A 13321-nucleotide genomic window follows, 5' to 3' on the forward strand; every position below is an offset into this window, starting at 1 on the left:
GAGGTATTTCCATGAAGACGATCCTGTTTCTCTTCGGCGGCTGCTCCACGGAATATGAGGTATCCCTGCAGTCCGCCCACGCCGTGCTGCAGGCGCTGGACCACAGCCGGTACACGCCGCTGGCCGTGGGCATCACCCGGGAGGGCCGCTGGCTGCGGTACGGCGGCCCCCTGTTCCATCTGGAGACCGGGGACTGGGAGGCCCAGCCGGACTGCGTGCCCTGTGCTCTTTCCCTGGACCGGGGAGACCTGCGGCTCCTGTGGCTGGATGGGTCCGGCAGGAGCGAACCCTTCGACGCGGCATTTCCCGTCCTCCACGGCAAAAACGGCGAGGACGGCACCGTCCAGGGCCTGCTGGAGCTGATCGGCGCCCCCATCATCGGCTGCGGGGCCCTGTCCAGCGCCCTGTGCATGGACAAGGACCGCTCCCACAAGCTGGCGGCCCTGGCCGGGGTGCGGGTGCCCAGGGGCCACCTGTTCCGCCGGGGCGATGACGCCGGTGAGATCGCCCGGGCGGCGGAGGCGCTGGGCTATCCCCTGTTCGTGAAGCCCGTGCGGTCCGGGTCCTCCTTCGGCGTCTCCAGAGTCGCCGCGCCGGAGCATTTGGCCGCCGCCGCGGAAGAGGCCTTCCGCCACGACCGGGAGATCCTGCTGGAAGAGGCCGTGCCCGGCTTTGAGGTGAGCTGCGCCATTCTGGGCAGCACCGCCCTGACCGTGGGTGCCGTGGCGGAGTTCCAGGTGGAGGGCGGCTTCATCGACTACGGCGAAAAATATGCCGACGGCGGGACCCTGCGGATCTACTGCCCCGCCCGGATCCCCCCGGAGAAGGCCACAGAGATCCAGGAGACCGCCAAGCGGATCTACCGCTGCCTGGACTGCCGGGTGTTCGCCCGGGTGGACCTGTTCCTGACCCCCTGGGGGGAGCTCGTCTTCAACGAGGTGAACACCATCCCCGGCTGCACGCCCCACAGCTGTTATCCCGGTATGATGCAGGCCATCGGCCTGGACTTCCAGACCCTGGTGAGCCGGCTGGTGGAACTGGGGGTGGAGGCATGAGGACCGTACGCCTTCCCCGGGAGAAGAGCCGGACCGGCCCCCTGGTGCTGGTGAACCGGCAGCACCCCCTCCACCCCGGCGGTCCTGTCGATCTCACCGCCGTGGACAGCCGCCATCCGGACATCCTGCTGGACCGGCGGGCCGCCCAGCTGCTGGCCGCCTGCGTCCGGAAGGCGGGCGGCGGGGCGGAGATCGTCCCCGTCTCCGGCTGGCGGAGCCAGGCGGAACAGCAGCGGATCTGGGACGACACCCTGGCGGAGAGCGGCGCAGACTTCACGCAAAAGTATGTGGCGCTTCCCGGGTGCAGCGAGCATCAGACGGGCCTTGCCATCGACCTGGGCAAGGCCGCCGACGAGATCGACTTCATCCGGCCTGACTTCCCCTACGACGGGATCTGCGGCGCCTTCCGGCGGACGGCGGCTGCCTACGGCTTCATCGAGCGCTACCAGCGGGGCAAGGAGGCCCTTACCGGCATCGCCCCGGAGCCCTGGCACTTCCGCTACGTGGGCACGCCCCACGCCCTGCTGATGGAGGCCAACGGACTGTGCCTGGAGGAGTACGGCGATTTTCTGCGGCAGGGGCCCCGCACCTGTGCCCTGCCGGGCGGGCAGCGGGCCCGGGTCTTCTGCGTCCCCTGCACAGGAGAGGAGACGGAGATCCGTCTGCCGGATTCCTGCTGCCAGATCTCCGGCGACAACGCCGGCGGGTTCATCGTCACCGTCTGGGAGCAGCTGCCCCTCCCGGGCTGAATCGGCCTGCGATGCGGAAATGCGCGGACAGCGGACAACTCCCGATTTGAGAGACGCCCGCTGTCCGCGCCGGTGCATATCAGCGATCAGATCTCCGCCGTGCAGACCGGCAGGGTGGAGCCGCCGTAGGGCATGGCCAGGACCGTGGCCCCGGGCCCGCACTTCTGTACAGCAGCCGCGTAGGCCTCCTCCACTGTGTGGAAGGGCGTCATGAACAGGGAGCGGACCAGGTCGTCGTCCAGGTCGGACACCAGGTAGATGTCCGCTTTCTCCAGCACCAGGGCGATGGCCGCCGCCTTATGGCCGCCCAGCCGGAACTCCCGCTGGATGCGCTCCACCAGGGATCCCGGCGTGGGAGCGGAGGTCATCCACTCCTCGAACACCTTCTCCCCCAGCCCCTCCTTACAGGAGCCGATCAGAACCACCACGCCGCCGTCCTTCACCGCGTGCTTGGCGTTGTCCAGGGCCTTCTGGGTCTGGTACAGGTTCAGATCCTTGGGGGCGCCCCCCTGGGACACCAGCACGATGTCCGCCCGGGCGGGGATCTCCTTGCGGTAGAGCGTGTCCAGGAAGGCGCAGCCCGCCCGGTGGGCAGCCGTCACGTCCCCGGCCACGGCCCGGATGATCTCCTTGTGGGCGTCCAGCACCACGTTCAGGATGAAATCCACCCCCACCATGGCGGCGGCCTCCTCCAGATCCTCCCGCACCGGGTTGCCCGCCAGCTTGCCGGCACGGGCGTCCGCCTCCACCATCCGGCTGTGATTGGACTGGATGGCCGCCCGGGTGGAGACGCCGGGCATGATGGCCTTGGCGCCGCCGGAGTAGCCGGCGAAGTAGTGGTACTCGATATTGCCCAGGCAGATCCGCCGGTCCGCCTCCGCCACCCGGCGGTCGATGTCCACCGGCGTGCCCCGGGCGGTGACGCCCACATGGACGCAGTCCGTCACATCGGAGTCCACACAGGTGATCTGGGCGAAGGCCTGCTCCCCCGCCAGATGGCGCTGCTCCGCCTCCGTATGGGGCCGATGGCTGCCCAGGGCGAAGACCAGGGTGATGTCCTCCGGCCGGACGCCGGCGCTGTACAGCTCCTCCAGCAGCGGGGGCATCACCACCCAGGTGGGCATGGGGCGTGTGATGTCGCTGGTGACGATGGCGATCTTCTCCCCCGGGCGGACCAGGTCCCGCAGACGCGGCGTGCCGATGGGCGATGCCAGCGCCTGCCGCACCGCCGCTTCCCCTGTCACAGGGGCCGCGATCTCGTTGGGCTCCAGCACGCCCAGCAGCGCCTCCTCCGGGACAGCTACCCGCTGGCTCCGGGTACCGATCTTGAATTCCAGTTCTCGCTCCATTCCATCTTCTCCTTCCCGCGTCTTCCCACCGGCGGACACGCCGCCGGGCAATATGCCTTTCCTATTCACTATACCGGTATCGGCATGGCTTGTCAACCGGTGCCCGCAGGCAAAAAAGTTTCCCCGTCCCCTTGACAGACGTGTGGACTTCGTGTATTATAACGATGTTATATAACGCTGTTATATCAGGAGGGCTTATGGGTGAAGAGACTTCGACGCTGGAACAGATCCAGCAGGCAGCCGTACAGGAGTTTCTGGACAAGGGCTTTCGGGGGGCCTCCCTGCGGCAGATCGTGAAGAATGCCGGCGTCACCACCGGGGCCTTCTACGGCTACTTCTCCAGCAAGGAGGCGCTGTTCGCCTCCATCGTGGAACCCCATGCCGCCGCCATCATGGGCCGATTCATGCAGACCCAGACGGAGTTTGCCGCACTGCCGGCAGCGGAACAGCCCAGCCACATGGGGGTGGAGTCCTCCGCCTGCGTGGACTGGATGGTGGACTACATGTACCGGCACTCCGTACCGGTGAAGCTGCTGCTCTGCCGGGCCGAGGGAACGCCTTATGAGCATTTCGTCCACAACATGGTGGAGGTCGAGGTGGAGGCCACCGAGCAATACATCCAGGTCCTGCGGCAGCTGGGCCGGAATGTGCCGGAGCTGGACCATCAGCTGTGCCATATCATCGCCAGCGGTATGTTCAGCGCCGTGTTCGAAGTCATGGTCCACGACATGCCGTATGACCACGCCAAGCAGTATATCCGGCAGCTGCGGGAATTCTACATGGCTGGATGGCAAAAATTGATGGGGGAGTGACCCTCATCTTTTTTGGCCAATAGTTAGTTGTAGCTAACTATCGGCGGATACAATCTGCAAGGAGGGATCTTTTTGAAAAAGCGATCGAATCTGTCCCGGCTGCTGGCCTACGCCGGCGGCCACCGGAAGCTGACGGTGCTGGGCTGTGTGCTGTCCGGCGCCGCCGCCGTGCTGGGGCTGGTCCCCTATGTGTGCGTGTGGCTGGTAGCCCGGCAGGCGCTGGCAGTCTTCCCTGCCGTCACAGAGGCGGAGGGCCTGGCCCGCTGGGGCTGGATGGCGGTGTGGTTCGCCGTGGCCAACATCGCCCTGTACTTCGCGGCGCTGATGTGCACCCACATCGCCGCCTTCCGGACCGCCCGGAACATGCGCCATGCCGGGGTGGCCCACCTGATGGAGCTGCCCCTGGGCTTCTTCACCGGGAACCGCTCCGGCGAGCTGCGGAAGATCATCGACGACAACGCCGCCCTGACGGAGGACCTGCTGGCCCACAAGCTGCCGGACCTGACGGCGGCGGTGGTGACACCTCTGGCCGCCATCGTGCTGCTGTTCGTCTTTGACTGGCGGATGGGCCTGCTGTGCCTTCTCACCATGGTGCTGGCCCTGGGCTGCATGATGGCCATGATGGGCGGCAGGAACGCCGGGTTCTTCCACCGCTACCAGCGGGAGATCGAGAAGATGAGCGGAGAGGCAGTGGAGTATGTCCGGGGCATCCCGGTGGTGAAAGTGTTCCAGCAGACCGTTTACTCCTTTAAGGCATTCTACAACGCCATCCAGTCCTACAGCGACCTGGCCAGCCAGTATGCCATGAGCTGCCGGGCCGGCCAGACCGGATTCCTCACCTGCATCAACGGGGCCTTCGCCCTGCTGATCCCGGCGGCACTGCTGCTCTCCTCCGGAGGGAACGGGCTGGAGGTGCTGGCGGACTTCATCTTCTATGCCCTGTTCGCCCCCGCCTGCGGCGGTATGATCAACCGGATCATGTACGCCTCGGAGTCCGTCATGGAGGCGGACGAGGCCATGATGAAGATGGACGAGATCCTGCAAAACCGGCCCCTGCCCAGGGCCGCCATTCCCGAGAAGCCAAAGGGGCACGACATCACCTTCACGGATGTGACCTTCCGCTATCCCGGCGCCGCCAGACCCGCTCTGGACCACGTGTCCTTCACGGTGCCGGAGGGGTCCGTGGCAGGTCTGGTGGGGCCCTCCGGCGGCGGTAAGTCCACCGCTGCCGCCCTGATCCCCCGGTTCTGGGATGTGGAGAGCGGCAGCGTGCGGATCGGCGGCGTGGACGTGCGGGACATGGACCGCCGGGAGCTGATGGAGCAGGTGGCCTTCGTGTTCCAGGACACCCGGCTCTTCAAGGTCAGCGTGCTGGAGAACATCCGCATGGCCCGGCCCTCCGCCACCCTGGAGGAGATCCGGTCCGCCGCCCACGCCGCCCAGTGTGACGACATCCTGGAAAAGCTGCCCCAGGGCATCGACACGGTGGTGGGGACCCGGGGGGTCTACCTCTCCGGCGGCGAGGCCCAGCGGATCGCCCTGGCCCGGGCAATTCTGAAGGACGCCCCCATCGTGGTGCTGGATGAGGCCACAGCCTTCGCGGACCCGGAGAACGAGGCCCTGATCCAGAAGGCCTTCGCCAAGCTCATGGAGGGCAAGACGGTGCTGATGATCGCCCACCGGCTCTCCACGGTGAAGGACGTGGACAGCATCCTGGTGATCGAGAAGGGCGCCGTCCGGGAGCGGGGCACCCACGACCAGCTGGCGGCTCAGGGCGGTCTGTACGCCAGGATGTGGCGGGATTACCTCCAGGCGGCTGCCTGGAAAGTTGGAAAGGAGGCGGCGGTATGATCCGGAAGCTGCAGCATGTGTTCGCCCTGAGTGAGAAAGGCGCCCGGGATTTCGTGAAGGCCGTGGCTTGGTGCTTCCTGTGCAATGTCGGCCTGATGCTGCCGGTGGGCGTGGTGATGGCCACCCTCCAGTACCTGCTGGAAACATTGGAGACCGGCGGCGATCCGGCGGCGAAGGTTTTGGTCTACACCGGCGGGGCGGCGGCAGTGCTGGCGCTGCTGTTCCTGCTCCACTGGTTCCAGTACGCATCGCTGTACCTGGCCACCTATCAGGAGAGCGCCGCCCGCCGCATCGCTCTGGCGGAGACGCTGCGAAAGCTCCCCCTCAGCTTCTTCGGCACCCGGGACTTAAGCGACCTGACCTCCACCATGATCGCCGACTGTTCGTCCCTGGACCAGATGTTCTCTCACTACATCCCCCAGCTGTTTGCCTCCATCCTCTCCACAGTGTTTATCGGCGTCTGCATGTTCTGCTTCGACTGGCGGATGGCCCTGGCGGTGCTGTGGGTGCTGCCGGCGGCGGTGCTGCTGACCGCCGGGTCCAAGAAGCTCCAGGATGCCTTCGGGACCCGGAACATCCTGACAAAGCGGGAGGTGGCGGACGCCATTCAGGAGGACATCGAGGCCATCCGGGACATCCAGTCCTGCAACCGGCAGGAGGCGTGCCTCCAGGAGCTGGATCGGAGACTGGAGGCGGCGGAGCAGAGCTCTATCCGGTCCGAGCTCATCACCGGCGTGTTCGTCTGCTCCGCCCAGGCCTTCCTGCGGATCGGCCTGGCCACCACGGTGCTGGTGGGGGCGGAGCTGCTGACCGGCGGTGAGCTGTCCTTCCTGTATTTCCTGGGCTTCCTGTTCGCCGCTGCCCGGCTGTATGATCCTCTGGGGCTGGTGCTGCAGAACATCGCCGCCACCTTCAACGCCAAGCTGAAGATCGAGCGGATGCGGGCCATCCAGGAACAGCCGGTGCAGACCGGCGTGGAAACCTGCGAGCCGGAAAACTTCGACATTGTGTTCGACCACGTGAAATTCGCCTACCGGGATGGAGAGAGCGTGCTGGAGGACGTATCCTTCACCGCCAGGCAGGGCCAGGTGACGGCTCTGGTGGGCCCCTCCGGGGGCGGCAAGTCCACCGCCTGCAAGCTGGCAGCCCGGTTCTGGGACATCCAGGGCGGGAAAATCACCCTGGGCGGCATCGACATCTCCACCGTGGACCCGGAGACGCTGCTGAAGCACTACTCCTTCGTGTTCCAGGACGTGGTGCTGTTCCGGGACACGATCCTGGAGAACATCCGCCTGGGCCGCCGGGGGGCCACCGACGAGGAGGTCTACGCCGCCGCCCGGGCCGCCCGGTGCGACGAGTTCGTCCGGGAGCTGCCGGAGGGCTACCAGACGGTGGTGGGGGAAAACGGCTCCACCCTCTCCGGCGGGGAGCGGCAGCGGATCTCCATCGCCCGGGCTCTCTTGAAGGACGCTCCGGTGATCCTGCTGGACGAGGCCACCGCCTCCCTGGACGTGGAGAACGAGACCGCCGTGCAGGAGGCCATCTCCCGCCTGGTGAAGGACAAGACCGTCCTCATCATCGCCCACCGGATGCGGACCGTGGCAGGTGCCGACCACGTGGTGGTACTGGCGGACGGCGGCGTGGCCCAGGAGGGCGCTCCGGCGGAGCTGCTGGCCCAGAACGGTCTCTACCGCCAGATGGCAGAGCGGCAGCAGTAAGACCTTCTGCCCGCCGGGGACCCGTCCCATACGGCACGGGTCCCCGGCGGCATCCTTGACAAAGGTTTCCCGTTCCTTCATAATAAAGCCAGCATCTGTCCTTGTTTGCGGCTTTTACAGAGAGATGGCCGCAAACGGGTTGTGCGGCGGCGGTCTCCGCCGCCGCTCGATTTCCGCCACGACGGCCTCTGGTCCGGCGGAAATGGAATCTGACGGGCGGGAGATGGATCGATGGCGCGGGCAGAACACGACTTTTCAAAAGGGAGCATCTCCCGGAATATCCTGGCCCTGGCCGCTCCCATGACGGCGGCCCAGCTGATCAACGTGCTGTACAGCGTGGTGGACCGGATCTATCTGGGCCGCCTGCCGGGGCATCTGGCCCTGACGGGGCTGGGGCTGGTGACGCCCATCATCTCCATCATCATGGGCTTTGCCAATCTGTGCGGCACCGGCGGTGCCCCCCTGTGCTCCATCCACCGGGGCAAGGGGGATCCCGATGAGGCCGAGCGGATCCTGGGAAATTCCTTCACCCTTCTGCTGATCTTTGGGGCGGCCGTCACAGCGGTGTTTCTGATCTTCCAGCGGCCCATTCTCTACCTTTTCGGCGCCAGCGACACCACCTATCCCTATGCTGCCGCCTACATGACCATCTATCTGCTGGGGACGGTGTTCGTCATGATCGGCCTGGGCATGAATCCCTTCATCACGTCCCAGGGCTTCGGCGCCACCGGCATGATGACTGTCGGGCTGGGTGCCATCGTGAACATCGTGCTGGACCCCATCTTTATCTTTGCCCTTGACATGGGTGTCCGGGGGGCGGCCCTGGCCACCATCATCGCCCAGGCCTGCTCCGCCGTGTGGGTGCTGAGATTCCTCACCGGCAAGCAAGCCATCCTGAAGCTGCGGCTGCGGTACATGGCGCTGGAGCTGAAGCGGGTGAAGGCCATCATCTCCCTGGGGCTCTCCGGCTTTTTCATGAACCTCACCACCAGCCTGGTGCAGGTGGTGTGCAACGCCACCCTGCAGGCCTACGGCGGGGACCTGTACGTCAGCGTCATGACCATCATCAACTCCCTGCGGGAGGTGTTCTTCATGCCGGTGCAGGGGCTGACCAACGGCGCCCAGCCGGTGACCGGCTACAACTACGGCGCCGGGCAGTACAGCCGGGTCCGCAGCTCCATCCGCTTCAGCACCACAGTGACCGTGGTCTACGCCGCCGTGTTCTGGGCGGCGGCCATGGCCTTCCCGGGCCTGCTGATCCAGGTGTTCAGCAGCGAGCCGGAGGTGATCGAGGCCGGCATCCCCGCCCTGCGGATCTACTTCCTGCTGTTCGTCTTCATGTCCCTGCAGATGGCGGGGCAGGGCGTGTTCGTGGGTCTGGGCCGGTCCCGGCAGGCCATTTTCTTCTCCCTGCTGCGCAAAGCGGTCATCAATGCCCCCCTGACGGTGATCCTGCCCATCTGGATGGGCACCACCGGCGTGTTCGTGGCGGAGGCCGTCTCCCAGCTGATCGGCGGGCTGGCCTGCATCCTCACCATGTATTTCACGGTGTACCGCCCCCTGCGGCACCTGCCGGATGCTCCCCCGCAGCCGGAGGGCGGCAAGGAGGCTGTCCTGTAACGCCTCTTCTCAATCAAAAACGCCGGAGGCGGCCAGCTGGCCGCCTCCGGCGTTTTTCTGTTATCCATATGCAAAGGCTCACGCCTCCCGGCGCACCTCGTCCAGCCACGCCTGCAGCGCATCCAGATCCGGGACAAAGCCCTCCAGCCGCTTGTCTCCCGCCAGGATGGTTGGCACCATGCGGATGCCCAGCGCCTCCCGGGACAGGCGGGACTCCCGTCGGACCGTCTCCGCGTAGGCCCCCGTCTCCAGCGCCGTGCGAAAATTCTCCCCCGGCAGGCCGCAGCCCTCCGCCAGCTCCGTCAGGACGGCCGGGTCCCCGATGTCCCGCTCCTCCACGAAGTAGGCCCGGAACACCGCCCTGTAAAAAGGCTCTCCCCTGCCCCGCTCCTCAGCGAAGCACCAGCCCTGAAAGGCCAGGTCCGTGTAAGGCCGGGGGATGACCCGGGGCGGCAGGTGCATCTCCACCCCCTGGGCCTGACAGGCGGGCCCCAGCGTCTCGGCGTACCGGGCCCGGCGGACCGGGTCGTTCCAGACATCCACCCGGGGCTCCGGCGGCTCTGTCAGCTGGAAGGGCACATGGGTGACCTCCGGCGGCTCCTCCAGCCGGTCCAGCAGCGCCTCCAGCCAGTAGCAGTAGGGACAGACAAAATCAGAGACGATGGTGAGCTTCCCTGGCATGGGGCTCCCTCCTTTCAAATGCGGCGGACAGACGCCGCTGCCGGGCTCAGTCCCGGCTCAGCACCAGGTCCGCCGTGACCTCCGCCACGGCGGTCAGCTCCTGCACGGAGGTGTACTCCTGGCAGGAGTGGCACCAGTGCATGGCGGCGGGCGTCACGATGCCGGTGATGCCGTTGGCAGCCAGCAGATTGTTGTCGCTGCCGCCGAAGGTGGTGACCGTCCGGGTCTCATACCCCCTGGTCCGGCAGGCCCGGAAGTACCGCTGGACCACCGGGGCGGACGCCGGGATCTGATAGGCCCGGATAAAGCACTTGTCCCGATAGCGCAGCTCCGCCCCCAGCGCCTCGCAGGCGGCGGCAAAGGCCTGCCGGACGGTCTCCGACTGGTCCAGCGCCCGCTGGTGGCAGCCGCTGCGGATCTCCCCCCGGACCTGGCACCGGTCCGGGACGATGTTGGTGGCCGTGCCCCCCTGGATGCAGCCGAAATTCAGAGTGGTATCCTCCGCCACCCGGCCGCTCTTCACGGCGGCGATGGCCCGGGCGGCAGCCGCGATGGCGCTGACGCCCGCCTCCGGGGAAAAGCCCGCGTGGGAGGCCCGGCCCAGGATCTCCGCCGTGAACTCCAGAATGGTGGGGGCGGCGGTCACCGCCTCCCCCAGCGGCCCCTCGTAGTCCAGCACATAGGCCTCCCGGGACCGGACCCTGGAAAAGTCAAAGGCGGAGGCGCCCACACAGTAGGTCTCCTCCGAGGCGGAGAACAGCACCTCCACCGGCCGGTGGGGCGCTCCGCTCTCCGCAAGGGCCTCCAGCACCTCCAGGATGATGGCGACCGCCGCCAGATCGTCGGCCCCCAGCACCGTGTCCCCGGCGCTGTGGATGCGGCCGTCCGGCTCCCGGACGGCCCGCTTTCCGTTGGCGGGGGCCACGGTGTCCATATGGGCGCACAGCAGCAGGGGCGGCAGGTCCAGCGTCCCCGGCAGAAAGCTGTAGAGGTTGCCGCTGGTGCCGCCGATCCGCTCCGCCGCGTCGTCCTCTTCCACCGTCAGGCCCAGGGCGCGGAGGCGGCGGGTCAGCTCGTCCGCCATCTGCCGCTCCCCGTAGGAGGGGCTGTCGATGGCCACCAGGGCCGCAAAGGTCTCCGCCAGGCGGTCCGGCTGAATACGCACGTCCATGTCCTCCCCCGCTCTCACAGATATTTCCGGATCAGCGCCGGCGTCACCGCCGCGCCGAAGCAGCCCACCGCCGTGGTGGACTTGCCCGCGAAGATGTTCCCCAGCCGCACGCAGCGGTCCAGGGGCTCCTCTGTCAGCAGGCCGTAGATGATGCCGGTGAGGAAGTTGTCCCCGGCGCCGGTGGTGTCCACCGCCCGGAACTCGTCGATGGCCGGCGCGTAGCGGATGGAGCCGTCCTGCCAGTAGGCGCAGCCGCCCTTGCCCAGCGTCACCACCGGGTGGGGCGTGTAGCCCGCCAGGAAGCGGACGGCCGCCTCCAGGTCGTCTGTGCCCGCCAGCTTCCGGGCCTCCTTGTCATTGGGTGTGTAGACGTCGATATAGGGCAGGAACGCCTTGATGCCGTCGATGGACAGATCGTCGCTCCAGCCGCTGTCATAGACCACCTTCACGCCCTCCTCGTGGAGGCGGCGGGTCACCTCCGGCTGACCCACCGGGGCGAACACCACCTTGGCGTCCCGCAGGAAGCCATAGACGGTCTCCGGGTCCAGAACGCTCTCGTAGACGCCCTCATTGTGGGCCAGAAAGCCCCGGTCGTGCTCCCAGGAGAACACGCTGGTCACCACCACCGGGTCCGGGTTGTCCTGGGCGAACTCGTCGTAGCTGGAGAAGCCCCGCTGGTCCAGCAGGCGGCGGCACAGGTCGCTCACGTCGTCCTGCCCCAGGAACGTCCCCAGCCGGACCCGGAAGCCCAGCTGCTCCAGCACGATTGGGCAGACGATGGGGCCGCCCCCCAGCTGCATGGTGAACCGCTTTGCAAAGACCTCCTCCCCGGGCTGCGGCATCCGGTCAAAGCCCTGAAAGATCAGGTCCAGATTCATTTGTGCAAAGGTCTTGAAATCGTACATACACTCTCTCCGATCCGTCTTTAAGGCGTCTCGTTCATGTGGATAAAGTCCGCGTATTTGTCGAAGAAGATATCCGTCAGCGTCTCCGCCAGCTCGAAGTCGTTCACCAGCGGATGCAGGGCCAGTCCCTTGACGGCCGCGTCCCGGTCATCTTCCAGGATGGCCCGGATGGTGCACCGCTCAAAGTACTTCAGCCGTTTGATCTGCTGGAGCTGGAACTCGTCGATGGCGCCGATGCGGACGGGGTGGGCGCCGTCGGAGCGGATGTCGCAGGTGATCTCCACCACATCGTCGTCCCGCAGGCCGTCAATGGCCCCCTGGTTGGGGACGGACAGCACCATCCGGCAGTCCTCCCCGTCGGTGATGGCCCGGATGAACCGCAGGGCCACCGCCGCGTAGCCGCCCTCGTCCGGGGCGGTGAGAAACTCCTCCACCGTGGGCGGATCCCACACCTTCTCCCGGCAGGCGCCGCTCTCCACGGAGAAATAGGCGTTTTCCCGCTTGCCGTAGGCGGTCATGTACAGGTTGAACGCCTGCTCGAAATCCCGGGGCAGCTCCAGCCGGGCCAGCTGTTCCTCCAGTTCGCGGTTGATGAGGTAGATCATCTCTCCCCGGGGGTGATCCGCCTTCTGGATCATGGACAGGGACTTCACCCGCCGGTAGTAGAAATACAGATACTCGTTGAGCATGCAGTCCCCGCTGATCCGTGCCATCTCCCGGGTGAAGAGCCGCATCTCCGAGTGCTCATAGGTCCGGGGATTGTCCAGCAGCTCCCGCTGCACGTCCCGGCCGTTGACTTTGGCGTTGCGGAACCAGGACAGGTGGTTCAGGCCGTAGCACTCGATATCCAGGGTGCCGTAGGGGATGTCCAGGATCTCCTCCAGCTGCTTGATGAAGCCGCTTGGGGCGTCGCAGATGCCGTACACATTGTCGAACCCCTTGGACCGCAGGGCCTGGGTGATGATGCCGCTGGGATTGGTGAAGTTGAAAATCAGATGACCGGGGTTGGCCACCTCCCGGGCCAGGGTGCAGTAGTACACCAGGGTGGGCACGGACCGGATGGCCATGGCGAAGCCGCCGGCGCCCGTGGTCTCCTGCCCCAGCACGCCGTGGGCCAGACAGGTCTGCTCGTCAAACAGCCGCCCGGCGTCCCCGCCGGCCCGGATGGTGGTGATGATATAGTCCACCCCCGTCAGGGCGGCCCGGGCGTCGGAGGTGACCTCAAAGGTCAGCTCCGGGTCCAGACGGCGGGCCAGCTCCCGGGAGATCTCCCCGTAAGTCTTCAGCTTCTGCTGGTCGTTATCCAGCAGGACGATGTGGTCCACCCGGATGTCCCGGGCGCTCTTTACGAGGGATTTGGTCAAAAACGCGGAGCGGGCACCGGCCCCGCCGATCACACACAGTTTCACG

At 66.6% G+C, this 13321-nt stretch carries 11 protein-coding genes; 6 read left to right on the plus strand and 5 right to left on the minus strand.

Annotated features, from left to right (window positions below; genetic code table 11):
* Positions 1-11 precede the first annotated feature (11 nt).
* Positions 12-1055: a D-alanine--D-alanine ligase family protein gene (locus tag H9X91_RS00745; RefSeq protein WP_204801508.1), complete on the plus strand. Its 1044-nt coding sequence runs from the start codon at positions 12-14 to the stop codon at positions 1053-1055.
* Entirely contained in the window at positions 1052-1804 is a 753-nt protein-coding gene (locus tag H9X91_RS00750) for a M15 family metallopeptidase (RefSeq protein WP_204801510.1), read from the plus strand. The genes H9X91_RS00745 and H9X91_RS00750 overlap by 4 nt, the downstream gene beginning before the upstream one ends.
* Positions 1805-1890: 86 nt before the next feature.
* Here the strand turns inward: H9X91_RS00750 and larAH6 are convergent, their stop codons facing one another.
* The gene (gene larAH6 / locus H9X91_RS00755) at positions 1891-3153 is read right to left on the minus strand and encodes a nickel-dependent malate racemase, LarAH6 family (protein WP_204801512.1); all 1263 of its coding nucleotides are present in this window, start codon (positions 3151-3153) and stop codon (positions 1891-1893) included.
* A gap of 197 nt (positions 3154-3350) precedes the next feature.
* Here larAH6 and H9X91_RS00760 point away from each other — a divergent pair, with 197 nt between their 5' ends.
* The 4 genes from H9X91_RS00760 to H9X91_RS00775 all read left to right on the plus strand — a co-directional run bounded on the left by H9X91_RS00760 (position 3351) and on the right by H9X91_RS00775 (position 9154).
* The gene (locus H9X91_RS00760) at positions 3351-3965 is read left to right on the plus strand and encodes a TetR/AcrR family transcriptional regulator (protein WP_204801515.1); all 615 of its coding nucleotides are present in this window, start codon (positions 3351-3353) and stop codon (positions 3963-3965) included.
* Between the two features lie 72 nt (positions 3966-4037).
* A complete protein-coding gene (locus tag H9X91_RS00765) occupies positions 4038-5816 on the plus strand; it encodes an ABC transporter ATP-binding protein (RefSeq protein ID WP_207754306.1) in 1779 nt (592 codons plus the stop codon).
* Positions 5813-7534: an ABC transporter ATP-binding protein gene (locus tag H9X91_RS00770; RefSeq protein WP_204801517.1), complete on the plus strand. Its 1722-nt coding sequence runs from the start codon at positions 5813-5815 to the stop codon at positions 7532-7534. Before H9X91_RS00765 ends, H9X91_RS00770 begins: the two co-directional genes overlap by 4 nt.
* A 231-nt stretch (positions 7535-7765) precedes the next feature.
* Positions 7766-9154 (plus strand): MATE family efflux transporter, encoded by a 1389-nt coding sequence (locus H9X91_RS00775; protein ID WP_204801519.1) that lies wholly within the window; start codon positions 7766-7768, stop codon positions 9152-9154.
* Between the two features lie 78 nt (positions 9155-9232).
* On the opposite strand, the gene H9X91_RS00780 is transcribed toward H9X91_RS00775, so the two are convergent.
* From H9X91_RS00780 to H9X91_RS00795, 4 genes are read right to left on the minus strand one after another with little or no spacing between them, the layout of a single operon-like run.
* Entirely contained in the window at positions 9233-9835 is a 603-nt protein-coding gene (locus tag H9X91_RS00780; protein WP_204801521.1) for a DsbA family oxidoreductase, read from the minus strand.
* 46 nt (positions 9836-9881) lie between these two features.
* Positions 9882-11006, minus strand: a complete 1125-nt coding sequence (locus tag H9X91_RS00785) for a M20/M25/M40 family metallo-hydrolase (protein WP_204801523.1) — start codon at positions 11004-11006, stop codon at positions 9882-9884.
* A 14-nt stretch (positions 11007-11020) separates the two neighbouring features.
* Positions 11021-11911 carry a carbohydrate kinase family protein gene (locus H9X91_RS00790; protein ID WP_204801525.1) on the minus strand — a complete coding sequence of 297 codons (891 nt, stop codon included), beginning with the start codon at positions 11909-11911 and terminating at the stop codon, positions 11021-11023.
* A 20-nt stretch (positions 11912-11931) separates the two neighbouring features.
* Positions 11932-13320 carry a family 4 glycosyl hydrolase gene (locus H9X91_RS00795; protein WP_204801527.1) on the minus strand — a complete coding sequence of 463 codons (1389 nt, stop codon included), beginning with the start codon at positions 13318-13320 and terminating at the stop codon, positions 11932-11934.
* Position 13321 lies beyond the last annotated feature (1 nt).

Origin of the sequence: Oscillibacter valericigenes (genome assembly GCF_016902445.1) — a bacterium.
GTDB classification, from domain to species: Bacteria; Bacillota; Clostridia; order Oscillospirales; family Oscillospiraceae; genus Oscillibacter; species Oscillibacter avistercoris.

Bases quoted from the DNA above. Each gene is read 5' to 3' on its own strand.
- H9X91_RS00745 (WP_204801508.1), top strand. From the start codon at position 12: ATGAAGACGATCCTGTTTCTCTTCGGCGGCTGCTCCACGGAATATGAG.
- H9X91_RS00750 (WP_204801510.1), top strand. From the start codon at position 1,052: ATGAGGACCGTACGCCTTCCCCGGGAGAAGAGCCGGACCGGCCCCCTG.
- larAH6 (WP_204801512.1), bottom strand. From the start codon at position 3,153: ATGGAGCGAGAACTGGAATTCAAGATCGGTACCCGGAGCCAGCGGGTA.
- H9X91_RS00760 (WP_204801515.1), top strand. From the start codon at position 3,351: ATGGGTGAAGAGACTTCGACGCTGGAACAGATCCAGCAGGCAGCCGTA.
- H9X91_RS00770 (WP_204801517.1), top strand. From the start codon at position 5,813: ATGATCCGGAAGCTGCAGCATGTGTTCGCCCTGAGTGAGAAAGGCGCC.
- H9X91_RS00775 (WP_204801519.1), top strand. From the start codon at position 7,766: ATGGCGCGGGCAGAACACGACTTTTCAAAAGGGAGCATCTCCCGGAAT.
- H9X91_RS00780 (WP_204801521.1), bottom strand. From the start codon at position 9,835: ATGCCAGGGAAGCTCACCATCGTCTCTGATTTTGTCTGTCCCTACTGC.
- H9X91_RS00785 (WP_204801523.1), bottom strand. From the start codon at position 11,006: ATGGACGTGCGTATTCAGCCGGACCGCCTGGCGGAGACCTTTGCGGCC.
- H9X91_RS00790 (WP_204801525.1), bottom strand. From the start codon at position 11,911: ATGTACGATTTCAAGACCTTTGCACAAATGAATCTGGACCTGATCTTT.